A 25,854-nucleotide genomic window follows, 5' to 3' on the forward strand; every position below is an offset into this window, starting at 1 on the left:
CGCCATTGAATATTTTTTTCTTCTTGTTAATATCTTTCAAAAATGGAGACATCAACATGTTTAAAATTATAAATGAAAAATTTGGAAATATTGACTCTGTCACATTAATAAATCAGCAGCATGGTATAGAACTTCAAATAATCAATGGGTTTGGTGCTGTTATAAATAAATACATTGTAAATAACAGTCCATTCTCGTTTATTTGTGGCTATCAGAATTATGATGAACTGATCAACCAACATCCGTTCTTTTCCCGCAGTGCTAAATTATTTCCTTTTCCAAACCGTTTAAACTTAGGTCGCTACAGTTTCGACAACCAAAACCATCAACTCCCAGCTAACTTTCCTTGGTCTGATCACGCCGTACATGGCCTGCTCTACAACCAACCTTTTTCAATCACAAACAGCGTGGCCAATGATCAGTCAGCCAGTGTGACGCTGCAATATCAGACATCATCTTTGCACCCTGCTTTCCCGTTTGCTTTTAACCTTGAAACTACCTTCACCATCGACACAACGGGTAAGCTCTCTTGCTCAACAACTGTCTCTAATTGTGGTGATTTCGCCTTCCCATTCGGTGATGCTTGGCACCCTTATTTCTCGCTCGGCAATGACCTAGAACAGTGTGAATTGACTATGTCGCCTTGCGCTGAGGTCGTACATGAGAACGACCTACCCAATGGTGAAAAACAGGCTTTTGACCGTTTGTCTTTGGATGACTCCCTGACCAGTCAAAGCCTAAACCACTGCTTTGAATTTGACTCTAAGACAACCAACCAACTGACTTTGACACGTTCAGATTCATCAGCTGCAATTCATTATCAACAAGACGCGAGCTACCCATTTGTTCAGCTCTACACTCCAACAAGTGAGCAAAGTATTGCAATAGAGCCCATGACTTGCCCTGCCGATGCATTCAATAACCAGATTGGCTTATTAACCCTTAGCCCGAACCAGTCTCAAACCTTCATTTGGCAATGCCAAGCCACCTATCAACCAAAATAACCAAACGAAAGAGCAATAAAGGGCGCATAAAGCGCCCTTCTCTTTGTTAACCTAAAACCACTTCTACCGTGTGCTCACCCGATGTAAATACCGGTGCTTTATTGCCTGAAATCAGGTCACCATTGACCTTCATCTCAACCACGCCCTTACACACGTTATTCGGGTTCGTGACATGAATATGATAAGTCGCACCACGGAACTGACGACGGACTTTGAATTCAGGCCACTCAGCCGGAATACAAGGATCCACCAGCAAGCCATCAATTTCAGGTCGAACACCCAGAATCCACTGTGTACCCGCAACGTATGTCCAAGATGAAGTACCAGACAGCCATGCATTACGACCTAAGCCGAACTGTTTATGTTCGTCACCCAAGATGTTTTGTGGATAGCAGTATGGCTCCGATTCGAAGGTATCAATGTCGTCGTTCTTCGAAGCCGGGTTAATTTGACGGTAGTACTCGTAAGCACGCTCGCCATTTCCCATTTTCGCTTCTGCGATCATCACCCATGGATTTGAATGCAGGAAGATGCCGCCGTTCTCTTTCGCACCCGGTGGATATGTCGAAACGCCACCAAGTTGTGGATCAAAGCCGTTGTAACCAGGAGTTGAAAGCTTGATACCATTGGTCGTGTTCAGCTTGTTGTAAACCGAATCTAGCGCTTGTGTAGCGCGCTCTTGCGTCGCAAAACCAGAAATCACAGGCCAGCTTTGACCGTTAGTGTAGATCTGTCCCTGTTCATTCTTATGAGAGCCAATTGGCATGCCTTGCTCATCAAAGTAACGCACAAACCATTCGCCATCCCAACCGCACTCATTCACTGTGCTCTGCATTTGTTGGTATTGCTCTTTGAACTGAGCTGTTAGTTGTTCCTCACCACGTAGCTCACAAAGGTCGAGCATATCAAGCAGGGCTTTACCGTACATGTTAGCGACCATCATCGACTCAGCACCCGTTGGCAGGTTCACCGTGTCATTCCAGTCTGCAAAACCTAATAACGGTAGGCCGTGCTCACCCGTATTGGTGTAGGTAAACTCGATCGCGCGACACAAGTGATCCCAAACGATACCTGTTTCCACAGGGTTGCCCGCTTTGTCTTTTTGGTAGAACGGAATATCTTTGTTCAAGAAATCGGCATTGCCTGTCTCTTTCACATATTGGGTCACTGCGTAGATGATCCACAGATGATCGTCACCGTAGTAATCCGGGCGATCTTCCTCTTCACGTGAGTCACCAGCGTTCGCTTCCATGGTTGATGGGAAGAACTGGTGCATCGCAGAACCATTGATGTTTTGCACTGATAGTAAGCGCTCAATGAACTCGCGCGCTTCTTCTGGCATGTGAGTAATTACGCCTAAAGTATCTTGCGAAGAATCACGGAAACCGATGCCACGTGCGCCATAGCCAAGCTGATACAGAGACAAATAACGAGACCAGTTTTTGGTGGTGTGACATTGGCGTGGGTTATGTACGTTCAACATCGAGTTCATTGCCGGATCTGGCGTTTCAACCTGAACCGCTTGTAGGTAACCATCCCAATGTTCAGCCAGTTCAGCGAAAGCCGAATCGACCACTTGATGGTCACGGTATTTAGCCAATAGAGGCAGTGCTGCTTCTAGGCTCTGCTCTTGTGCGATTTGTACAATCGTACGTTCAGTCTTCTCTGGAGATAACCAACCCAAACGCAGGTTAAGCGCACCAATATTGTCGCCACGCAGACACTCGGTGTTGCCTAGTTCATCATTGTTTAGTGCTTCTGGCGCTGCCCATGTACCGTAGCCCAAATTACCTAGGAACGATTGGCGGTCACCATCAAAAGACGTCGCAGGGCGATCCGCTGTCATCAGGTTCACCGCGTAGTCACGCTTCATAAAAGCATACTGCTCAAGCACGGTATGACCCGATTCTTGTTGGTGCGCTTTAAGCGTCATGGTTTGTGGCACCCAGTCTGCATTCAGTAGTTGCTTAAGTGCATCAAAGTGTGTGAACTCGTATACAGGCACCACATCAACGTGCAGTGCTTTGTCTGAAATGTTGGTCACTTTGATGTCTTGTAGCAGTACTTGGTCAGCTTTTGGCACGAAGAAAGTCGCTTCACAACACACACCAAACGCTTCTGCAATGATGGTGGTGTAAGACAAACCTGTGTGGTTTTCAAACTTATCAAGCGGCTTCAGAGTCGGCGTGTAAAAAGGTGAGAACACCTCTACGTTGCCCGCTTCATCACGCACTTTTAGGTAAAGGGTCGAGCCTTTAAAATCAGAGTTTGGCAGTTGTGCAATGTACTTAGTGATACGGTTGAGTGCCGGATCGCCCTTACACAACAGCACACCGCCGTTGCTATCAACAATGCCACCGAAATCTAATGTGCCTACATAATTACACCATTTGATCGGTGTGCACGGTGTGGTTGCTACGTATTCTTTGTTTTTATCGTCAAAATATCCGAATTTCATCATCACTATCCCTAGCCCCTCCCAAATCAGGAGGAGCCAAAACAATTTGTCGTAAGTTGGTTGGTGTCAGCTCAATGGCTGATTTGAATTGACTGGCTAGCTCGTAATTGACTAGCTCGCTAGCGAGTTCTCACTCAGTGCATCAAACAGGTGGAAAGCATCCAAGTCCAAGTAAAGTGTCAGCTCTTTCACATCCACTTCAGCGGCTTGGGTTTCAACCATCAGCGGTTGACCACCAATTTCTGTTTTCAGAAGAATGCTCGCGCCAAGTAGTTCCTTGTCTTTAATTTTCACAGGGAATGGCAGTACGCGATCGTGGTCGACTTGCTCAGCACGAAGGTGGATATCTGTTGGACGAACACCAAAGTGAAGCGCTAAGTTTTTAGAGGCCAGAGACTTAAAGCGATCTGGCAGTGGGATATGAACATCGCCAAGTTCAACGAAGTACTCACTCTCTTTTTCAATCAATTTCGCTTCCAACATGTTCATTGACGGGTTACCAATGAATTGCGCGACAAACTTATTGGCTGGGCGTTGGAAAACCTCGGTTGGTGTGCCCACTTGAGCAACGTAGCCGTCTTTTAGGATCACGATGCGATCTGCTAGCGTCATCGCTTCGATCTGATCGTGTGTTACGTAGATCGTGGTGGTTTTAAGTTCACGGTGTAGGTGTTTGATCTCTTCTCGCATCACACCACGAAGTTTTGCATCTAGGTTAGATAACGGCTCATCAAACAAGAACACTTTAGGTGTACGAACCATCGCTCGGCCCATTGCTACACGCTGACGCTGACCACCAGAAAGTTCTTTTGGCTTACGATTCAGTAGTGGATCAAGCTCTAGCATCTTCGCCGCTTTTAGTACTTCTACGTCGATTTCCGCTTTCGGCATGCCTTTCAGTTTTAGAGCAAAAGCGATGTTCTCGTGCACCGTCATGTGTGGGTACAGCGCGTAGCTTTGGAATACCATCGCTAAGTCACGATCTTTAGCATCGACCTTGTTCATCACTTTGCCACCAACGACGATATCACCAGAGCTGATGCTCTCTAGGCCTGCAAGCATGCGTAGTGTTGTCGACTTACCACAGCCAGATGGGCCAAGGAAAACCACGAACTCGCCGTCTTCAACCGTAAAATCAAACTCTTTTACAACTTCAACATCGCCGAATGATTTTTTGATGTTCTTAAATTCTACTTTAGCCATTATCTGTTCTCCTCAGCGCGCTCTTGAAGCATGTTTCGGTACGCAATTGCGCTCTGTTTCAGTGTTCTTTCTTGAGTGGTGTAATCAACATGGACGATGCCAAAACGTTGGCAGTAGCCGAATGCCCACTCAAAGTTATCCATCAGACTCCAAGCGAAGTAACCATCCACTTTCACACCGGCTTCAACTGCGTTGTGAACTGCTTCGATGTGGCCTTGGAAGTAGCGAACACGTTGGTCATCCATCACTTGTCCGTTAACACGCTCGTCATTACCTGCAGCACCGTTCTCTGTAATGTAGATAGGCGGCATATTTTCGTAACGAGCATCCAGTCTTACCAATAAGTCGGTTAAACCTTGTGGGTTGATCTCCCAGCCGATGTAAGTGTGTTCAGCGTCAGTCTGTTTTACTGATTCAATGTCGCCGTTCTCGTTGAAGCGAGCGACATTGCGTGTGTAGTAATTGATACCGATGTAATCAACTGGTGCACTGATGATGTCTAGATCGCCTTCTAGAATCATCGGCATGTTCATCGCTTGGCGCTCGACAACTAGCTGTGGGTATTCACCTTTCAGTACAGGGTCGATGAACCAGTGGTAGTTCTCTGCTTCACAGTAGTCTGCAGCGCCTTGATCTTGCGGTGTCAGTGGGTAAGCCGGAGTCGCGTTAAATACCACACCATGCTTAGCATGAGGCGCGTTCTTACGAAGAATCGGCATCGCCAAACCATGGCCTAGCATTAGGTGGTGAGACGCTAAGTAACCCTCTTTGTCACCCTTGATGCCTGGTGCGTGTTCGCCCCAACGGTAGCCTAGGAATGCAGACACAAACGGTTCGTTCAGCGTTGTGTAAACATCAATCTTGTCACCAAAGTAGTTACTCACCACTTCTGCGTATTCTGCAAACTTGTAAGACGTTTCACGGTTCAGCCAACCACCTTTGTCTTCAAGGTATTGCGGCAGATCCCAGTGATAAAGCGTTACGTAAACCTTCATCCCACGAGCATGACACTCATCGATGATCTGCTCATAAAACTCTAGGCCTTGCTGATTCACCACACCGTCTTGCGGCAGGATACGTGGCCAAGCAATGGACAGGCGGTAAGCATCAACACCTAAGCCTTGAATCATCTCGATATCTTGTTGCCACAGATGGTAGTGGTCGCACGCCACATCACCACTGTCGCCGTTATCTACCTTACCTGGTGTCTTACAAAACGTGTCCCAGATAGACGGTGTACGACCGCCCTCTTCAACGCCGCCTTCAATTTGGTATGAAGATGTCGCGACACCGAATACAAATTCCTTACTGCGTAACTTTGAATCACTTGGAAGTTGAAATTTATTCATTGTTATAACCCTTAAACCTAACCTTTAACTGCGCCGGACGTTAAACCACTGATCATCTGTTTCGATGCGAACAGGTATGTAATCACGAGTGGTAAAATAGAAATTGTGGTACCTAGCATTACCGCGCCCCATGGCGTATTCGGAATACCTTGAACACTTCGTAGTGCTTGTGTGATGACGTAATTGTCAGGGTTGTTCAGCACAACAAGAGGCTGCATAAACATGTTCCAGAAGAAGACGAACTGCACGATAGCGAGTGTTGCTAGTGCCGGTTTCATCAGTGGCAGTACCACACTCCAGTACGTTCTGAACTCACCTGCGCCATCTAACTTCGCCGCTTCTAATAGCTCTTTAGGAATCGATGCAATCACGTGCTGACGCATCAAAAAGATACCAAATGGCGTGGTTGTGAACGGTAGCCATACCGCCATGTGGTTATCTAGCAAGCCTAAGAATTTCACGATCATGAAGTAAGGGATCAAGCTAAGCACAGGCGGAATCGCCATTGAGCCAACCAGCATGCCGAACAACACGTTCTTTCCGCGGAACTTAAACACAGCAAATGCGTAGCCACCCATGCTACAAAACAGCAGCGAGATGGTGGTGCCTAAGAAAGCCACGTAAATCGAGTTAAACATCGCTTTCCAGAACGGCATGATTTCCAGCAGTTTTGCATAGTTCACCATCAGGCTGTCGCCAATCGCAAAGCTGATGCCTGAACCGAAGATTTCCGAACGGTCACGTGTTGAAAGCAGTGCTGACCACACAAACGGGAACACCGTAATGATTGCAGAAACAATCAGTAATATGCCGAGCATGACCATCAAGATCTTAGTCATGATGTACATGGTGCGTTCGCTTGGCATTAGGCCACTTAATGGTGAGGTATTTGTCTTAATTGATGTCGACATCTTAATGTTCCCCTAAGCCTTTCTTACCGAAGAATAAAAATTGAACCAAGGTACACGTTGCGATGAGTGCAAACAGAAGCCATGAAATCGCTGATGCTGTGCCCATTTCTAACCATTCCCAACCCACTTTGTAGAGGTACATCGAGATAGTTAAACCAGATTGACCTGTACCACCTGTACCACGCGTTAGAACGAACGGTTCTTCAAACATTTGCAGGTTACCGATGATGGTCATGGTGATTGCAAAGAAGATGAATGGACGAATCATTGGTAATGAGATGTTCCAGAAGCGGCGGAAGGCATTGGCACCGTCCATACGAGCAGCTTCTAAAATGTCTTTAGGAATCGTCATTAAACCTGTGGTGTAAAGGACGATGTTAAAACCGGTGTATTTCCAGAAAACCATGATCGCGATAGACGGCTTCACCATAGTGGCATCGTCTAACCAGCGGATTGGTTGAAAATCGTTAACCCAAGCAAATGCCCAACCAAACAGTGTGCTATCAGCCAGTGCCATTAGCGTTTGGTTAATGATTCCTGAGTTAGGAGAGTACATGTTGAAGAAAATCAGTGACGCTGCGACCGTTGATGTGATGAACGGTAGAAAGTACGCCGATGTTAGCCAGTGACGCATACGGTCACCCATTGAAACCAACATGTAAGCCACTGGAATAGCGACTAAGTGCTGAGCCACACCTGACGTGATTGCTAACCATAATGTGTTCTTTAATGAGCGCCATAACCATGGGTCAGTTAAAGCAATGTGATAGTTCTCAAAACCCACAAACTCCATCGCATCCATACCCCTCACAGGGTTCCATTCATGGAACGAAAGATAAACAGAGAACAACAGCGGGAAGATCCCAAATACAGAAAAAATGATCAGAAACGGCAGAAGAAATCCATACGGTGTAAGCGCTTTCAAATTCAGACGAGAAAAAAAGCTTTGCTCCGAAGGTTCTATAGTTGTGCTCGCTGTATGATTCATAGTAACGACCTCTTAAAAAAGGAAGCGCGTTGTCCACGCTTCCTCACTTACTCAAAGTAATAACAAATTAAAGATTACGCGTACGACGCTTGATTAGGCGCTCTGCCTCTTTAAGTGCTGTCTCGATGTCCTTGCCTTCATCAAGCACTTCCATCAATGCGTTCTCTAAAATAATAGAACGTGCTACGTGGTCGCCTTGAGCTGGAGATACTGGCTTGATGTTCTGTGCCACTTCAGCAAATAGTAGACGTGCTTTCTGTCCACCTAGGAATTCCATCTCTTCTTGAAAAAGCTCATCGTCATATGTCGTTACGTTCGCAGGGAAAGCCGCAATCGTTTCGAAGTGCTTAAGTTGAACATCACGATCCGTCGTCATGTATTCAATAAGTGCCCATGCTTCATCTGGGTTGTCAGATTGAGTTGGAATCGATAGGAATGAACCACCCCAGCTGCCGTAGATGCCATCAGGCAGGTTTTCTACCGCCCACTTACCTTTGGTTTCAGGAGCGATCCAGTTGTTTAGGTGACCAAGTAGCCAAGCGCCAGAAAGTTGAGTTGCAAATGTGCCGTTGCGGAAGCCTTCGTACCATTCGTTAGACCAAGCCAGAATGCGACCGTCTAAGCCTTTGTCGCGAATCTCTTTTGCTACTTCAAAAGCGTGAACAAAACGCTCAGATGTCACAACTGGGTTGCCATCTTTATCAAAGTAAAGACCTTCGCCTTCAGGAACTGTGGTGAAGATGATCGCTTGTGCCACGTCGGCTGCTGAAGCGATAAGTTGTACGTTTTGCTCTTTCAGTTTTTCACCCGCAGCGATGTATGAATCCCAATCTTTGATTGCGTCTTCTACATTGATGCCGGCTTTTTCAAACACGTCGGTACGGTAATACATAACACCTGGACCAAGGTCGACAGGGATTCCGTACATGTCACCGTCAGCGCCTTTGCCTTGTGCCCATGCGTAAGGTGCGAATCGTTCTTCGTATTTATCTGCACCGTAGTTTTCAGATAGGTTAACTAGGCCGCCAGAGCCAACGAATGGACCGATTTTCTCAACGTCCACAACAATCACATCACCTGCACCAGAACCCGTTGCTAGGTTAGTCGTTAGTTTTGTGTGGTGGTCACCGTGGTTATTCATAAGGTAATCAACTTTAATCCCTGTTTCCTTTTCGAAATCAGGCAGTAATACCTTCAGGCTGCTATCGAAATCAGGGAAACCGTCGAAACGAATCTCTTTGTCAGCCGCGTTTACCGCTGTTGTACCTAATCCTAAAGCAACCGCGCATGAAAGCGCCAAGGTCTTAAATTTCATGTTCTATCCTTAATATTTTTATAGGGTAACGAGTAAATCCGATACCGAGTTTCTAGTGACCAACGTCGGCAGCAATTTAAAGTTCACGTCATGTTTGATTTTTTTTAGCTTCTGTAGAGTGAGCTGTACTGCTTCAACGCTCATCTCTTCAATAGGGAAATTAATGGTGGTCAAACTAGGGGTCAGATAACGCGCGAAGATGGTGTTATCGAAGCCCACCAGTGATACATCTTTCGGAACTGACAGCCCCTCTTGATGCAGCACCTCAAAGGCACCAAATGCCATGTGATCATTCGAAGCAAATACCGCCGTAAAGTGGCATTTTCTGTTGATCAACTTCTTCATGGCGCTGATGCCTGTCTCTTCAGTAAATCCCGCCTCAGAGACTAAGGCTTCATCGTATGGCACACCGGCTTCTTCCAGTGCCTTGCGATACCCCTGCAAACGCCCCCTAGCGTCGGCTTTATCTAAAGGCCCGGTAATACACGCGATATCTGTATGTCCCTTTTGCAAAAGATATTGAGTAGCGAGTAGCCCCCCGACTTCGTTATCAATATCAATGCAACTCATCGCCATTTCTGGGATGAAGCGGTTAATTAAAACCACAGGGGTCCCCTGTTCTTCCAATTCAATTAAATAGTCATCACTGAGCAGTTGAGTATGAAGAATCAAAGCATCGACACGACGCCCCAACAGAAACTCCACCGACTCGCGCTGCCCTTGTTCGGTGTTCGAACCCGCTGTAACCACAGCGTGGTAACCGAAGCGGCGTAGGTTTTCCTCTATGCAGTGCAAGATGCCTGAATAGAAAGATCCGCCCAGTTCTGGAACAACAACACCCACACTTCCGGTACGACTTGAAGCTAAAGCCTGAGCGATAGAGTTCGGGCGATAACCCAGTTCTTTGATCGCCTTTTCAACCTTTAACTTCTTGTCGTGGCTCACTCTACTGGTGCCGTTAATCACTCTAGACACTGTCGCTTGAGACACACCTGCATGCTCTGATACGTGTTTAATTGTTGCCACTCGAACCTCGATACTTCATTAGCTTGTAACCGCTTACAAAACGATTATTAAGAAATTACGTTTTAGTTGAAGTGAGTGTCATCACACTAAACTTGGAGGTAAAAAGGCTGGATTTGGAAATCTTGAAAGCGCTTACAGATTCACTTCACGCCATGAAACTGTTTCATGGAATCATGAATCCATAGTGAGTCAGACTTGTTAAAAGCCTTAGTTTCGTGAAGGGGTTTCAACACACCTATTGGCGTATCAAATACGATGGATATCGAGTATTTCCCACTATCTAGGCTATTGATATGCAAGGGCTACGACGCAAATTAGTAATTACAATTACTAGGGCTAAAGAAGGGTACGCGAGATAGATTAAAATAATATGAAACGAGGTATTGAAGATGTCATGGAGAGCAGAGGGAGAGGCAATCCAAAATGATAGAACAGATATTCAAGACGAAAAAAAGGGCACAAAAATGTGCCCAAGAATGGAGTTAATTGAAACGTACCCTAATTAATCTGCCTTTAGGGCTAAAATGGACAGTCTTTACTACTTTTAAACACAGGCTCTTTGAAAATATGCCGAATTCAAAGAGCCGCTCTTTCTATATTGGTAATTACCACCAAGCTTCAAACATTGCGCCGAACGACAATGTGTCAACATTCGTTGTCTTCACTGTGTTGCCTTTGGTTTCTACATCACCCACGGTTGTGTAGAAACGAAGCATTGGACGGCTCCAAGGTAAGCCACCTAGAGAAACGTTTTGAGAAAGCGTTACTTTCCATGCGTTCTCTTCACCGTCGTCATCGTAATCAACCATGCCGTAGCCCGCTTCTAACCATGTAGAATGAACATCATCCCATTGGTACTGTGGACGAACGATACCTGCGTATTCTGTGTTCTCGCGGTCTAGATCTGAACCAGAGTTGTCTTTGTACGACACTAAGTAATCGATGATGAAGTTATCTGTTGCTGCGTAGCTACCTTCCAAACTTGCGTAGAAGGTTTGGTAATCACCTTTCAGCTCAAATACAGATGAGTCTGCACCGTCACCATACTTCATAACTAACTTGTTAGACTCGCCTAGACCTAAAGTCGCACCGATTAAGTATGCTGTTTCATCACTGACTTTTTGACCCGGTGTTACCACTGGTTCCATTTTGTCTGTAAGAGGGTTATATACATACTCAGTCGTAGTAGAAGCATCAGCTTCATCAGAAGCAAAACCGTAGTTTGCGTAAAGATCTAGGTTACCGATACCAGCGTTGATGCTATGCAGTTTTGCAGTCACAGCGTATCGACCGTTGTCGTTCACTAGGCCGCCTTTCACTTGGCCTACGAAGCCCATGTCTAGCTTGGCACCGCCGAAATCTAGGTTGTTAAAACCAGCACCTTGACCATCGTGTGTCATCCAGAAGTAATCGTTCAAACCTTGTTGCGGACGTTGATGGAAGTCACGACCAGCCCACATGTAAAGCTCAGGCTGGCTTTCAAATACATTGGTTACACCAGCGTACATTTTTTTCATGCTCAGGCCACCGTCATCAGCCCATGCGTCTGCTTCCCAGTGGTCAGCCATGAATACGATGTCCCAGATAGCGCCGTTGTCAGCTTGGAAAAGCTTAGCTAACTGAACTTCACCACCATTCGCTTCGTTACCTAAACGACCAACAGAGCGGCCTGTTGTACCGATGTCTACATAACGCTCATCACCACTTTTGTAGTGAGCGCCGTAACGAGCGTAACCAGAGAAGACGATACCGTCTGGCACAGTTGTTTCTGAAGTTAGAACCGCTTGTTGCTGATCATCAACATACTTGATGTCCCCAACTTGAGATTCCAACTCTTGGATTCGTTGCTCGAGAGCAGCAAGATCCGTTTCTGCAGCAAAAGAAGAAAGTGAAGCAAGCGAAGCCGCCACTGCGACCGTTATTGGCAAAAGCTTAAATTTTTGCATTGTAATTCCCTATTATTTTTTTGAGTTTTCATCGAACAGGGAAATATTAAGCAATGAAAGCGTTGAAAAGTTGGTCGCTGTTCACACTGATAAATTAGGTCGAGAGCCATGAAACTTTTAGAAAAGTCATACCCAAAACTATTAATTTAATATCAGAAACTTAGGAAAGGAAACGCGTGAAATATCAGCTTGAAATCGCTTTCATTTCATCAATAATGGCGGGGTCTATCACGGAAAAGTGTATGTAAAAATGAAGGAAATATGGTGCAGTTTTGATAAGTTTTCATATATATGAAAAGCCTCAAAATCTAAGGTCGATTTTGAGGCTATTTAGTCTGAGTCAAACACCCAATTATCTAGAATCAAGCATTATCTAAAACGAATCTAGAGATTCAACGCCCATATTAAACAACGTAAACGCATAGATATCGGCAGTGAGATCGATCGCTTTACTCAGTGGCATTCCGGCGCCATGGCCCGCATTTACGTCGATACGAATCATCACAGGCGCACCACCTTCATGCTTATCTTGCAGCTCTGCGATAAACTTATAAGAGTGTGCTGGCACCACGCGGTCATCATGATCCGCGGTCGTGACCAAAGTTGCTGGGTAGTCGACACCACGAACCACATTGTGCACCGGAGAATAGCCAAGCAGGTATTCAAACATCTCTTTGCTTTGCGCGGAGGTACCATAGTCGTACGCCCAACCTTCGCCAGACGTAAAGGTATGGTAACGCAGCATATCTAACACCCCAACAGCAGGTAGAGCCACTTGGAAAAGCTCCGGCCTCTGTGTCATACACGTACCCACCAGCAATCCACCGTTAGAGCCGCCACGAATCGCCAACTTGTCGCTGCTGGTGTAGTTTTCTGCGATTAAGAACTCTGCAGCGGCGATGAAATCATCAAACACATTCTGCTTTTGCTGCTGAGTACCGGCTTTGTGCCACGCATTACCGTACTCACCACCACCTCGCAGGTTTGGCACAGCATACACGCCCCCCAGTTCCAGCCAGCTTCCCACAGTCCCCGAGAAAGAAGGGGTTAGACTGACATTAAAGCCGCCATAGGCGTACAACATGGTTGGGTTATTGCCATCGATCTGTAACCCCTTCTTATAAGAGATAAGCATCGGAACCTGAGTACCATCTTTTGAGGTATAGAAGACCTGCTTAGACTCGAACTTGTCCGATTCAAACGGAGACTCAGAGCGCTGATAGATTTCCGAGCTGCCAGATTCAACATCAAAAGAGAAAATTGTTGGCGGCGTAACATAGTTGGTAAAGGTGTAATAAAGCTGAGTTTGCTCTTTTTTACCACCCAAGCCACTGACCGTTCCCAGCCCTGGCATGTGGAGCTCTCGAACTAGGTTACCTTGGTAATCAAGCTGCTCAATTTTCGACACCACATCCACCATGTAGTGGGCAAACAAGTAACCACCACCAGTACTGATGTCTAATGGCTGTGGCTTCTCTGAGATGATATCTCGCCACTGCCCAGTGCCGCTATCAAAGCTCACAACCTTGCCGTTCGGCGCATCAAGATTGGTGTACAGAATGAACGTCTCATCCTGGTTATCGATGAGATACGTGTCGCTATCTACATGATCAATCAGTGTATTCAAAGACTGCTCTGATAATTTTAAATCGATATAAAACAGTCGGTTACCTGATGTCGACTCTTTGCCAAGGATGATCAAGTATCGATCGTCTTCAGTAGTGTAGCCGGACACATAGCGGTGCTGCTCATCGTTGCTTTCACCAAAGATCACCTTGTCATTGGCTTGCTCTGTACCTAATTCATGGAAGTACAATTTGTGTTGCTCAGTGCGAGCAGAAAGTTCACTACCATCAGGCTTATCATAACTGGAGTAGTAAAATCCGCGATTGCCTAACCAAGAGATGCCGGTAAATTTGGCGTCGGTAATTTCCGTTTCGAGCTGCTGCTTAGTCTCAGTATCAATCACGAAGATCTTGCGCCAGTCACTACCGCCCTCAGAAATACTGTACGCCACTAAGCTATAGTCTTTCGAAAACGACACTGAGCCCAGAGATGTGGTGCCATCTTCCGAGAAGGTATTCGGGTCTAGGAATACTTCAACCGACTGCCCCTCTTTCTGACGATAGAGAATACTGTGGTTCTGCAAGCCATCATTCTTGTAGAAGTAGGTGTAATCGCCTCGAACAAACGGCTGAGAGCTCTTTTTGTAGTCTTGCGCATTTGCTAAACGCTCTCGCAGTTCTGCGCGGTAGGGAATTTGAGCGAGGTAATCAAACGTGACTGCATTTTGGCTCGCTACCCACTGCGCGGTTTCTTCACTTCTGTCGTCTTCTAGCCAGCGATAAGGGTCTTCGATTATCTGACCGAAGTAGTCATCGCTGACGATCTGTTTGTTGGTGACTGGATATTGATACTCTTTTAAATAGCTCATCGTGATCCTTATTAAAAATAGTGTGAAATCGTCAGGTAACGCGTTCTGATGTGTTCAATCAATAACTTAATCTTGTTGGGCGGCTGACGAGTAAAAGGGTACACCGCATAAATACCCAGCTTCTTGCCCACTAAGTCAGGGAATATATCCACCAGCTGACCGTTGCGAATATCGTGATAAACCAGACAACGCGGCACATACGCCACACCATGCCCGCCTAATGCGGCCTTTCTTAGCGCAGTCGCGTTGTCAGTCGAAAAAGAGCCCGAAACACGGACGATGTATTTGTCGTTGTCGGTACAACCGTCTTTGCTATGCAGAAACTGCCACTCACTAGCGCCTGTGGTTTGATAAGCGTATTGCAAGCAGTTGTGCTCAACTAAGTCTTTGGGCTGCAGTGGTTTACCGTTCTTGGCAATATAAGAGGGCGAAGCACACACCACCCATTGAGAATCCAATATGTGTCGCGCAATCAAGCTGGAGTCTTCTAGGTAACCGGTACGAATCACCAAGTCCAAACCATCCTCTACTAAGTCAACAAAGCGATTGTCCAGTGACATATCGACTGTTAAACCTGGATGCATATTACAAAACTCAGCAACGGCGTCTGCCAGAATCAAATCTCCAGAGATAGTAGGCACTGACATTTTGATATGACCGCTGACATTTTCACCAAAGCCTGAAACTGCGTCCATAGCCTCTTGAGTCGCCTGCTTCACATTTTTGGCTCCGTGCAAAATTGCCTTGCCCGCCTCAGTCAGGGTCAATTTACGCGTCGTTCGATATAATAATTGCACGCCAATCTCTTCCTCTAGGCGTGCAATTCTTTTACTAACCACCGAATTTGTAAGGTTATTTTGCTCTGCCACCTTACTAAAACTGCCCAGCTCTACTACCTGTGAAAACAGGATCAAATCGTCTGCTCGCATCTGATTATGCCAATTTTGGAATTAATTATTTTCATTATTTCCCTATATCAATAAAAAATAAAGGGGTAAATTCACGCCAAATTAACAAAACAATTACAAAAGAGTCATTCCAATTACAAGATTCGCACCCAAATGGTTCCCGCTTAGAGGCCAATAGCGAGTCAAAAAATGACAACCCATAACGTGTTATCTACTTCAAACATGAACGTTTGAAAACAGTACGAGGAAGTACCCATGAGTGAAACTCTACTAGCTCTATTGGCCTTTTCACCAATAGTTGTTGCAGCGATTCTGCTGGTCGGCCTGAACTGGCCTGCGAAAAAAGCGATGCCAGTGGCATTTGCATTAACCGTTGCTATTGCCCTATTTGCTTGGGATATGTCTGGCACTCGCGTGTTGGCCTCTGTATTCCAAGGTTTCGGCATTACCGTGTCGGTTCTCTGGATTGTGTTCGGCGCCATCTTCTTATTAAACACTTTGAAACACACCGGAGCCATCACCACCATCCGTAACGGCTTCACGGACATATCCGCTGACCGTCGTGTTCAGGCGATCATCATTGCTTGGTGTTTCGGCTCCTTCATTGAGGGCGCATCTGGCTTCGGCACACCTGCAGCTATTGCAGCACCGTTACTGGTTGCGATCGGCTTCCCTGCGCTTGCTGCGGTACTGATGGGCATGATGATCCAATCGACACCAGTATCGTTCGGTGCGGTAGGTACACCTATCATCGTTGGTGTGAACAAAGGTTTGGACACACATAACATCGGTGAAAGCCTGATTGCTCACGGTTCTACTTGGGACGCTTACCTGCAACAAATCACCTCAAGTGTGGCACTGATTCACGCCTCTGTGGGTGTGATGATGCCAGTACTAATGGCAATGATGCTGACTCGCTTCTTCGGTAAGAACAAAAGTTGGACGGAAGGTTTAGACATTCTACCGTTCGCACTGTTTGCTGGTGCAGCGTTCACCATCCCTTACGCACTAACAGGTGTCTTCCTAGGTGCTGAGTTCCCGTCTCTAATTGGTGGTCTGGTTGGCCTTGCAATTGTTGTTACAGCAGCAAAACGTGGCTTCCTAGTACCGAAATCAAAATGGGACTTTGAGAGCGAAGACAAATGGCCAGCTGAATGGTTAGGTTCTCTGAAAATTGACCTTGATGACAACAATCAAGGCCATAAGAAGATGAGCATGGCGATGGCATGGGCACCATACGTGCTGCTGGCTGTGACTTTGGTTGCGAGCCGCGTGAGCCCTGAGTTTAAAGGTCTCTTGAAGAGCGTTAGCCTATCGTTCAGCAACATCCTTGGCGAAACCGGTGTGAGCACTGCGATTCAACCTCTTTACCTACCGGGCGGTATCTTAGTATTCGTGGCATTGGTTGCCGTTCTGATTCAAGGTCGCAGCGCAGCGCCACTGGCAAAAGCGTTCGGTGAATCAAGCAAAACACTGATTGGTGCTGGTTTTGTACTGGTGTTCACCATCCCTATGGTTCGTATCTTCATCAACTCAGGTGTCAATGCAGCTGACCTCGCGAGTATGCCGGTAACAACAGCAAACTTCGCCGCTGACCTTGTTGGCTCTGCTTTCCCTGCATTGAGTGCAACCGTCGGTGCTCTGGGTGCCTTCATTGCAGGTTCGAACACAGTATCAAACATGATGTTCAGCCAGTTCCAATTCGAAGTAGCGCAAACTCTGACTATCTCAAGTGCAGTCGTCGTTGCCTTACAAGCCGTTGGTGCTGCAGCCGGTAACATGATTGCAATTCACAACGTGGTAGCCGCTTCGGCAACGGTAGGCCTACTAGGGCGTGAAGGTGCAACACTACGTAAAACCGTTATCCCTACGTTCTACTACTTGGTGATGACAGGCATCATCGGCCTAGTGGTTATCTATGGCTTCAATATGACAGACGCACTTATGTAGACCATAAGCCGTCACCAAAGCACTTGGCGTTAATACTCAATTCCCCGACAGCGACACCGTCTAATAAGACAGTTGATGAGTTCCGGGATGGACACTAGAACACATCAACACCCACGGGTATTAACGCCATTTTCCCGAATTAAAGCAGCCCAAACCAAGCTCTCAAAGAAGAGCAACATCCCAAGAATTTAGGACTGAAATTATGATCATATCCGCATCGACTGATTACCGCGCCGCAGCAAAATCGAAATTACCTCCGTTTCTTTTCCACTACATTGATGGTGGTTCTTACGGAGAACACACCTTACGCCGCAACACGGCTGACCTTGCTGAGATTGCGCTAAAGCAGCGCGTACTCAACGACATGTCGGATCTAAACTTAGAAACCGAGTTATTTGGCGAGAAGCTAGCGATGCCAATCGCACTGGCGCCTGTTGGTTTAACGGGTATGTACGCAAGACGCGGTGAAGTACAAGCCGCCAAAGCTGCAGACAACAAAGGCATTCCGTTTACCATGTCGACCGTGTCGGTGTGCCCGATTGAAGAAGTAGCCCCTAAGATTGAACGTCCAATGTGGTTCCAACTTTACGTTCTCAAAGATCGTGGCTTCATGAAGAACGTACTAGAGCGTGCAAAAGCGGCAGGCGTGACCACACTGGTCTTCACGGTTGATATGCCCGTACCCGGAGCACGCTACCGTGACATGCATTCCGGAATGAGTGGACCAAATGCAGCAGTACGCCGCGTATTCCAATCTATGCGTCATCCTAGTTGGGCAGTTGATGTCGGTTTGCTGGGTAAACCACACGACCTAGGCAACATCTCTACTTATCGTGGTTCTCCTACCAAGCTGGAAGACTACATCGGTTGGTTAGGAGATAACTTCGACCCGTCGATTTCATGGAAAGACCTAGAGTGGATTCGTGATTTCTGGGACGGTCCTATGGTCATCAAAGGTATTCTCGACGAAGAAGATGCAAAAGACGCGGTGAGATTTGGCGCAGACGGTATCGTCGTTTCAAACCACGGTGGTCGTCAGCTTGACGGCGTTCTATCAAGTGCCAAAGCGCTGCCTTCGATTGCTGATGCAGTGAAAGGCGATACCAAGATTCTGGTCGACTCTGGCATTCGAACTGGCTTAGATGTGGTTCGCATGATGGCACTTGGCGCAGACTGCACCTTGCTTGGCCGCTCTTTCGTATACGCATTAGCAGCTCAAGGACAAGCCGGCGTTGAGAACCTACTCGACCTTTACGACAAAGAGATGCGCGTTGCGATGACATTAACTGGCGCAAAGACAATCAAAGACTTAACTCGTGAATCTTTGGTGGGTTTAGATTAAGTCCGTTAATTCACAGTAATGCTTTGGTCTACTTAGACTGAAGTTCAATCGGTGTCACAACAATTCCACTGCCGTTGTGACACCGTTTAAGCACTGGAAAATAAAACAATAAAACTAGGGCGTGTTGACCTTTCGAGCTGATTTTTGCAGCGAGTTGCTGGGTGTTTATACAAGGCAGAGGCGTCGATGTGTAGCTAGCCTACATGAGAAGCCGATAACGTAGTAGAAATGACCAGCAAACGCTGCCCGAAGGGTTCGGCTAAAAGCGTTTTACTCTTTGTTGAGGGAGATTTACTTAGAATACTAGGCTACTTCCCCCTCGCCGCGATTAAAACGCTTTTATCTCGAACAAAATTTAACCACGAAAGGTCAACACGCCCTGATCAGTGCCAAATAAGAAGCACAAGGAAGCAAAGATGGAAACAAACACATCCCATGAGCGGGTAATTGACGCGAAGGCTTATCAGCAGCTTGAGGCGGTACTGGCTCAAAGAATAGAAACGGAACGCATTGTCACGCAAGAGGCGAAGCGCTTGGCTTACGGCACCGATGCGAGTTTTTATCGCTTGGTGCCGAAAATGGTTCTAAGGCTTAAAAACTTAGACGAAGTGATATTCACGATTCAACGCTGTCGTGAACTGGGCATTCATTTTACCTTTCGCGCAGCAGGTACCAGCCTTTCTGGGCAAGCGGTTTCAGACTCGGTACTCATCACCTTGACCGACGACTGGCGCGGCCATGAGATTGTCGATAACGGCAATCAAATCATTCTTCAACCCGGTGTGATTGGCGCTGATGCCAATAAATACCTAGCCCCTTTCCAGCGTAAAATCGGTCCAGATCCAGCTTCCATCAACACCTGTAAAATCGGCGGTATTGCCGCGAACAACGCCAGTGGTATGTGTTGTGGTACTGCGCAGAACTCCTATCGCACTGTAGAAAGCATGAAAGTCGTGTTGAGCGATGGCACCCTGCTCGATACCGCAGACAGTGCTAGCGTTGAGGCATTCAAGCAATCACACAAAACGCTGTTTGATGGCATTGTTGAATTGCACCGTCAAACCAGCTCGAATAAAGAACTCGCCGACAGAATCCGCCACAAGTACCGCCTTAAAAACACCACGGGCTACGCGCTCAATGCATTGGTCGATTACCACGACCCAATCGAAATCATCAAACACCTGATGATCGGCTCCGAAGGTACGTTAGGCTTCATCGCTGAGATCACTTACAACACAGTCATTGAACACCCGAATAAAGCCTCAGCTCTGTTGGTGTTTGCCGACATAGAACAAGCAAGCAAAGCCGTAACTACACTGTCCAAAACTCCGGTTGCTGCGGTTGAGTTAATGGACGGCAGAGCGCTACGTTCTGTCGCGGATAAACCGGGTATGCCGGCATTTATGCCGAGCCTAGATTTAGAAGCGGCGGCGATTTTGGTGGAATCACACGCCAGCTCCCAGCAGGACTTAGATTTACAATGTAAATCAATTTTGGATGCATTAGCTGATTACACGATTGTCGAATCTGTCCCTTTCACGTCCGATCCTAAGACTGTCGCGACTCTTTGGGGCATCCGTAAAGGCATGTTCCCGGCCGTTGGCGCAGTGCGTGAAGTAGGAACGACGGTCATCATTGAAGATGTTGCTTTCCCAGTAGAGAACCTTGCAAATGGCATTCGAGAGCTGCAAGAGCTGTTCGATAAATACGACTACAGCGAGGCGATCATTTTCGGCCATGCACTCGAAGGCAACCTGCACTTTGTATTTACCCAAGGCTTTGACAGCCAAGAAGAGATCGACCGTTACGGTGGTTTCATGGATGACGTAGCCGAGCTCGTCGCCGTGAAATATCAAGGTTCTCTGAAAGCGGAACACGGCACGGGCCGTAACATGGCACCTTACGTAGAGTTGGAATGGGGCAAAGACGGTTATGCCTTGATGCAACAGATCAAAGCACTATTCGACCCAGAAAGGTTGCTCAACCCTGGCGTTATCATCAACGACAACCCAAACTCCCACATCACCGACTTAAAGCCAATGCCAGCTGCCGACGATCTTGTCGACCGCTGTATTGAGTGTGGATTCTGTGAGCCAGTCTGCCCGTCTCGCACACTGACCTTGTCACCTCGCCAACGCATCGTGTTGTACCGAGAACTGCAACGCCGCCGAGAAGCCGGTGAAGAGATAGAAGCCAGCGAACTAGAAAAAACCTTTGAATACCAAGGCATTGATACCTGTGCGGCAACAGGCCTGTGTGCCGAGCGTTGTCCGGTAGGCATTAATACGGGAGACTTGGTGAAGAAACTTCGTGTTGCCAAGTATGAGAAGTTCACACCAATCGCCAAATGGACAGCGGATCATTTCTCGACCACCACTAAGCTGACCAAAGCCGGCCTCAAAACCAATCAAGTAGCGAGTAAAGTTCTGGGCGCAAACACGGTCGGCAAACTTACCAATGGCCTGCGCTCAGTGACCAAAGGCGCAACGCCTGTTTGGATGCCAGAGATGCCGCAGTCCAACAGTCACTCTCTCACGGCTTCACCAATGACAGCCGAAACTTCTAATGACGCAAAGAAAGTGGTTTACCTCCCGTCGTGTGCTAGCCGAACCATGGGGCAACAGAGCGATGCGGGAGATCAACGCTCTCTTACTGAAGTGACCATGTCTTTGCTCAACAAAGCTGGATTTGAAGTCATCCTGCCGAAAAAATTAGACGATCAATGTTGCGGTATGCCTTACGACAGCAAAGGGATGAACGATCTAGCCCAATCGAAAGCACAACAGCTCGAAGAAGTGTTGTGGCAAGCGAGTCGTCAGGGTAAATACCCAGTATTGATGGACACCAGCCCATGCGCCAAACGCAGTATTGAGCAGTTCACCAAGCCCTTAGAAGTTCTGGAGCCGACAGGCTTTGTGAATCAATATTTGCTTGAACATCTGACGCTTGAGCCACTGAAAGAGACCGTGATGCTTCATGTAACTTGTAGCTCTCGCCGAATGGGCTTAGAAGGCGCGATGTTAAACCTCGCTAAGGCCTGTACCGAAGAAGTGATTGTTCCAGAACATATACAATGTTGTGGCTGGGCGGGTGATAAAGGCTTCACGACACCAGAACTGAATGAAGCAGCGGTGCACCCACTTAAGGAACAAGTACCGAGCAACTGCACTCGTGGTTTCAGTAACAGCCGAACTTGTGAGATCGGTTTGTCACATCACAGTGGGATTCCGTATCAATCAATCTTGTACTTGGTGGACGAGGTGGCGCAGTAGCTTTATTCTCATTGCTAGTGACGAGCTCTAGCTTAAAACGAAAAATGGCAGCCTAATCAGGCTGCCATTTCTTTATTCGATTTAAAACGTGCTACTGAGCTTACAGTTAGAGAGCTAAACGCATCAACTCTTCTGGCGAGTAGTGTTCTGCTTCTGCGCCTTTGGCGATCAGGTCAATCACTTGGAACTCACTCATATCACCAAATTCCTTGGTCAAGTAATCACGAAACGCTTTCTCATTTGGCCATTTACCTCGCACGATATAGCCCTCTTCTTTGTCGAAATCTTCCGTCTCAAAGAAAGAAAAATCAGTCATACCAATGTTGTGGCAATACAAAACGAGATACATGTTGAATCCTTTACACTTAACTAGGGTCTATTGAACTTTCGAGCAGTTCTAAAAGCAGGCCTAAGGTTACAACATAAAGAGCCTACCGAAAACTCAAGTCCCTTGCTGATTCGTTAGTCGTCAAACATCATGTTGATGGCAGCACCCAACAGAATTAGTCCAATAATTGGTCCCATCACAGCCAATGGCGCGCGCTCAATGTATGGCAAGTTCTCTGCGATCATCAAACCCCACTCCGGAGTTGGTGGTTTTGCCCCTAACCCGATGAAACTCAGTGATGTCAGGCTTAGAGTGATGACTGGCAACCTCAACAACGCGTGTCTTAGTAGCGGCGGTAACACATAAGGAAGCAAGTAGAAGCGGAAGATGCTCAGCTTGCTAGTACCCCACAATGGCGCGAGGTGCGTATAAGGCTGAGCCTTAGCTTCCACAATTAAACTTGAACAGTGCGCCGCTAATGGCGCCCAAGATACTAGTACAATCGCGATTAATGCGCTGTTCGGGTTCATCCCTGTTAAGCCCGCAACCAACAGGCCAGCAATGATGTAAGGGATGCCCTTAGTGATCTCTATAAGGCCTTGGCTAAAACGTGTGTTGAAGCCCATGATGATGCCCGTCACCAAGCTCAAGAAGGTTGCCAAGATACCCGCTTGGAAGGTCGCGACCATACCAGAACCGATTCTCGCTAACAGGTCTCGCCCAATGCCATCGGCCCCCAAAGGTGCATGCCAGCTCGGTGATGCCAAACGTGCAAATTGACTGGTGTATGGGTCTCGGAATGCCGCCCATACCACGATAGCAATTAGGAATGAGAAGATCGCAAAAGCAGTGACACGCTTGGCGCGGCTCTGGGTAAAACGAAACGAAGAGTGACTACTGATGAGCTTGCCGCTTTTCAGGCTGTGACCCAGAATCAACTGCTGAACAAATAAACTGATGCTGCTTACTGCAATCGAAAACAGCAGCAATACTAATAAGCCACCTTGCAGCATAGGTAGATCTTGCGCCTTCGCAGCACCAAGAATCATGCGCCCAATACCCGGAATCGAGAAGATAAGCTCAACCGCGACTGCGCCACCCGTCAAGCCAATCACGATCATCGCGATTTGTGGGATCAGGCTGCTCAGCGCTCTTTTCAGCGCAAAGCGAATAATTTGATTGGAGTGAACGTTGGCACTGAGCCAAGTGATCACCCAAGGTTCATTAAGAACGCGTTGTAAACTGTCTCTGAGTAGACGACTAAACAGACCGCTAGCTGGCAGTGCGAGCGCTAAACTCGGTAGCCAAATGTCTTGCCAGCCTTGCCAACCATACGGTGGTAACCAACCTAACCAGATTGAGAACACCAGTATTAATACCGAGGCCACCACGTACTCTGGCAAGGATATTAATACGGTGCTTAAACTGCTGTAACTCTGCCCTAATTTACCCTTCTTCCAACTGCGCAAGGTAACAAGCAAACCTGCACCGCAAAGTACGAAAGTCATCACTAGTGCGCTAGACATCAAAAACAGAGATGTAGACGCTGTTTTTTGGATACCTAATGCAACCGAAGAGCCATCTATCCATGATGTACCTAAGTCCCCAGAGAAGGCACTTCCTATCCAGTCGATCAGGCGCTCACTTGCCGAACGGTCAAGCTGAAGATCAGCACGTACCGCCGCTAAAGCTTCAGGCGTAAGCAGGTGTTGTTGCCCCGCCCTCGCTCGCAGGATGGATTGACTTGGGTCGATGCCGGCAATGTCAGGCATCAAGCCAACAAGGATCACCACCACAATCAGTGAGGCGATTCTTGATAGCCAAGGCGTCAAGATAAATAAGGTTCGACGCAGAGTCTCAGCAGATAGCATTTATTTAGTTAACCTGTGTTGCCGAGTTAACTTGAGTCGCTTTTTTAACCTGTGTAGTTTGGTCAACCAAGCGACGCTCACTTGGGTCACGAACTACATTGCTTACACGCTCGCTTTCACCTTGAATCACACGTTCGTGAAGCAGTGGAATAGCAGCGAAGTCGTTCAGGATTTTTTGCTCAGCTTCGATGATCGCTTGCTGACGCAATGCACCTAGTGGTTGCAGATCTGCATGAGTCAATGCTTGGTCGACTTCTTGAGAACAGAATTGGCCAAGGTTGAATGAACCCTTACAGCCAAAGTCACTCATCATGTAAGCCACTGGGTCACCCGAATCTAGAACGGTTGCACGAGAAAGGATGAACGCATCAAACTTGCCAGACAATGCATCGTTCTCAATCTGAGCGTATTCACGGATATCCAGCTCAACTTTGAAACCAGCTGCTTCAAGTTGCTGTTTAAGTAGTGCAGCGACTTCTGGAAGCTCAGCACGATCAGTAAAGGTACCGATAACAATGCTTTCACCGTTTGCTTTTAGCGTTTTATCTACTGCCTGACCTTCAGGTCGAATCGGCTCAGCCCAAGCAAGTGCAGGACCTAACAGACCTTGCGCGATATCCGCGTGATTTTCGTACACGGTCTTCACGATTTGCTCACGGTCCACAGCCGCAGCAGCGACTTTACGTAGGTTGATATCGCTAAATACACCCGATTTGTTGTTCAGGTAAAGCGTGTTAGTACGAGGCATGGCTACTTCGTAAAGCAGGTTAGAGTCAATGGTCGCGATTTGTGAAACTGGCACCGCTTCAACGACGTCTGCAGTACCCGTTCGTAGAGCTGCGGCACGAGCGAAGCCATTTGGAACATACTCTGCAATCACAGATTCAATTCTCGCCTTTTCGCCCCAGTAGTCATCAAATCGCTGGAGCTTAGCACTTGTTGTTCCGTTAATTTCAGTCAACTCAAACGGGCCCGTACCTGCGCCAGTTGGGATTACACGACCATCCTCTTGGTAAGCGCTTGCTGCAAGAATCGCTAGCTGAGGGCTTGATAGACGGCTTGGTAAAAGAGGGTCATCAAAGCTGGTTTTGATCTCTACGCGGTAGTTGTCCATCGCTTTCACTTCTAACTCTACACCATCTAGGATGCGTGGCTTAGGTGCCGCTTCTAGAGCTTTCTGTAGTGAGTTCACAACAGACTCTGCGGTTAATGTCGAACCATCGTGGAATTTAACACCTTGGCGAACCGTGAATTGCCAAGTCAGTGGATCCACCTGTTGCCAATCCGTAGCCAGCATTGGCCCAGCTTCTGAAGTTGGACTCAGGTTAACTAGCGTTTCAGCCGTGCTCCAACGCGATAACTTAAACGCATCATCAGAAAGTGGCGATAGGCCCGTTCTTGGTGGCTGCATCATCGCAACACGGATTTCAGATTTGACCGCGGCTTCGCTCGACTCTGGTTTAGAGTCAAAACAGCCTGTCAAAGGCAGCGCTAGCGCAAGTGCGCAAGCCAATTTGATTGAATTAAAACGCATAGTTATTTTTCTCTA

At 47.2% G+C, this 25,854-nt stretch carries 17 protein-coding genes; 4 read left to right on the plus strand and 13 right to left on the minus strand.

Annotation, left to right across the window (positions count from 1 at the left end; genetic code table 11):
* The first annotated feature begins 56 nt into the window (after positions 1-56).
* A complete protein-coding gene (locus tag OH460_RS00835) occupies positions 57-1,004 on the plus strand; it encodes an aldose 1-epimerase (RefSeq protein WP_269994161.1) in 948 nt (315 codons plus the stop codon).
* Positions 1,005-1,050: 46 nt separating this feature from the next.
* On the opposite strand, the gene OH460_RS00840 is transcribed toward OH460_RS00835, so the two are convergent.
* The 10 genes from OH460_RS00840 to OH460_RS00885 all read right to left on the minus strand — a co-directional run bounded on the left by OH460_RS00840 (position 1,051) and on the right by OH460_RS00885 (position 15,563).
* Positions 1,051-3,465 (minus strand): GH36-type glycosyl hydrolase domain-containing protein, encoded by a 2,415-nt coding sequence (locus OH460_RS00840; RefSeq protein WP_269994163.1) that lies wholly within the window; start codon positions 3,463-3,465, stop codon positions 1,051-1,053.
* A 108-nt stretch (positions 3,466-3,573) separates the two neighbouring features.
* Positions 3,574-4,665 (minus strand): ABC transporter ATP-binding protein, encoded by a 1,092-nt coding sequence (locus OH460_RS00845; protein WP_269994165.1) that lies wholly within the window; start codon positions 4,663-4,665, stop codon positions 3,574-3,576.
* Entirely contained in the window at positions 4,665-6,014 is a 1,350-nt protein-coding gene (locus OH460_RS00850) for a GH1 family beta-glucosidase (protein WP_269994167.1), read from the minus strand. The genes OH460_RS00845 and OH460_RS00850 overlap by 1 nt, the downstream gene beginning before the upstream one ends.
* A gap of 17 nt (positions 6,015-6,031) precedes the next feature.
* Positions 6,032-6,880 carry a carbohydrate ABC transporter permease gene (locus tag OH460_RS00855; protein ID WP_017061568.1) on the minus strand — a complete coding sequence of 283 codons (849 nt, stop codon included), beginning with the start codon at positions 6,878-6,880 and terminating at the stop codon, positions 6,032-6,034.
* A gap of 46 nt (positions 6,881-6,926) precedes the next feature.
* Positions 6,927-7,913 carry a carbohydrate ABC transporter permease gene (locus tag OH460_RS00860; RefSeq protein ID WP_050647510.1) on the minus strand — a complete coding sequence of 329 codons (987 nt, stop codon included), beginning with the start codon at positions 7,911-7,913 and terminating at the stop codon, positions 6,927-6,929.
* Positions 7,914-7,980: 67 nt separating this feature from the next.
* Complete coding sequence (locus OH460_RS00865; protein ID WP_017631102.1) at positions 7,981-9,228, minus strand: ABC transporter substrate-binding protein; 1,248 nt, start codon at positions 9,226-9,228, stop codon at positions 7,981-7,983.
* Positions 9,229-9,246: 18 nt separating this feature from the next.
* On the minus strand, positions 9,247-10,254 hold the full coding sequence (locus OH460_RS00870) for a LacI family DNA-binding transcriptional regulator (protein ID WP_269994172.1): 1,008 nt from the start codon (positions 10,252-10,254) through the stop codon (positions 9,247-9,249).
* A gap of 605 nt (positions 10,255-10,859) precedes the next feature.
* Entirely contained in the window at positions 10,860-12,200 is a 1,341-nt protein-coding gene (locus OH460_RS00875) for a carbohydrate porin (RefSeq protein ID WP_269994174.1), read from the minus strand.
* 373 nt (positions 12,201-12,573) lie between these two features.
* Positions 12,574-14,634: a prolyl oligopeptidase family serine peptidase gene (locus OH460_RS00880; RefSeq protein WP_269994176.1), complete on the minus strand. Its 2,061-nt coding sequence runs from the start codon at positions 14,632-14,634 to the stop codon at positions 12,574-12,576.
* Between the two features lie 11 nt (positions 14,635-14,645).
* Positions 14,646-15,563, minus strand: a complete 918-nt coding sequence (locus OH460_RS00885; RefSeq protein WP_269994178.1) for a LysR family transcriptional regulator — start codon at positions 15,561-15,563, stop codon at positions 14,646-14,648.
* Between the two features lie 234 nt (positions 15,564-15,797).
* Here OH460_RS00885 and OH460_RS00890 point away from each other — a divergent pair, with 234 nt between their 5' ends.
* The 3 genes from OH460_RS00890 (at position 15,798) to OH460_RS00900 (ending at position 22,106) form a co-directional block, all read left to right on the plus strand.
* Positions 15,798-17,492, plus strand: a complete 1,695-nt coding sequence (locus OH460_RS00890) for an L-lactate permease (protein WP_128163335.1) — start codon at positions 15,798-15,800, stop codon at positions 17,490-17,492.
* 202 nt (positions 17,493-17,694) lie between these two features.
* Positions 17,695-18,834 (plus strand): FMN-dependent L-lactate dehydrogenase LldD, encoded by a 1,140-nt coding sequence (gene lldD, locus OH460_RS00895; protein ID WP_269994183.1) that lies wholly within the window; start codon positions 17,695-17,697, stop codon positions 18,832-18,834.
* A 416-nt stretch (positions 18,835-19,250) separates the two neighbouring features.
* Positions 19,251-22,106, plus strand: a complete 2,856-nt coding sequence (locus OH460_RS00900) for an FAD-binding and (Fe-S)-binding domain-containing protein (protein ID WP_269994185.1) — start codon at positions 19,251-19,253, stop codon at positions 22,104-22,106.
* A 106-nt stretch (positions 22,107-22,212) separates the two neighbouring features.
* Here the strand turns inward: OH460_RS00900 and OH460_RS00905 are convergent, their stop codons facing one another.
* From OH460_RS00905 to OH460_RS00915, 3 genes are all read right to left on the minus strand, one after another.
* A complete protein-coding gene (locus tag OH460_RS00905) occupies positions 22,213-22,455 on the minus strand; it encodes a hypothetical protein (protein WP_012601190.1) in 243 nt (80 codons plus the stop codon).
* 113 nt (positions 22,456-22,568) lie between these two features.
* A complete protein-coding gene (locus OH460_RS00910) occupies positions 22,569-24,305 on the minus strand; it encodes an ABC transporter permease subunit (RefSeq protein WP_269994191.1) in 1,737 nt (578 codons plus the stop codon).
* Positions 24,306-24,309: 4 nt separating this feature from the next.
* Positions 24,310-25,839, minus strand: a complete 1,530-nt coding sequence (locus tag OH460_RS00915; protein WP_269994193.1) for an ABC transporter substrate-binding protein — start codon at positions 25,837-25,839, stop codon at positions 24,310-24,312.
* Positions 25,840-25,854: the final 15 nt, after the last annotated feature.

Source organism: Vibrio sp. Makdt (assembly GCF_027587015.1).
Taxonomy (GTDB): domain Bacteria; phylum Pseudomonadota; class Gammaproteobacteria; order Enterobacterales; family Vibrionaceae; genus Vibrio; species Vibrio chagasii_B.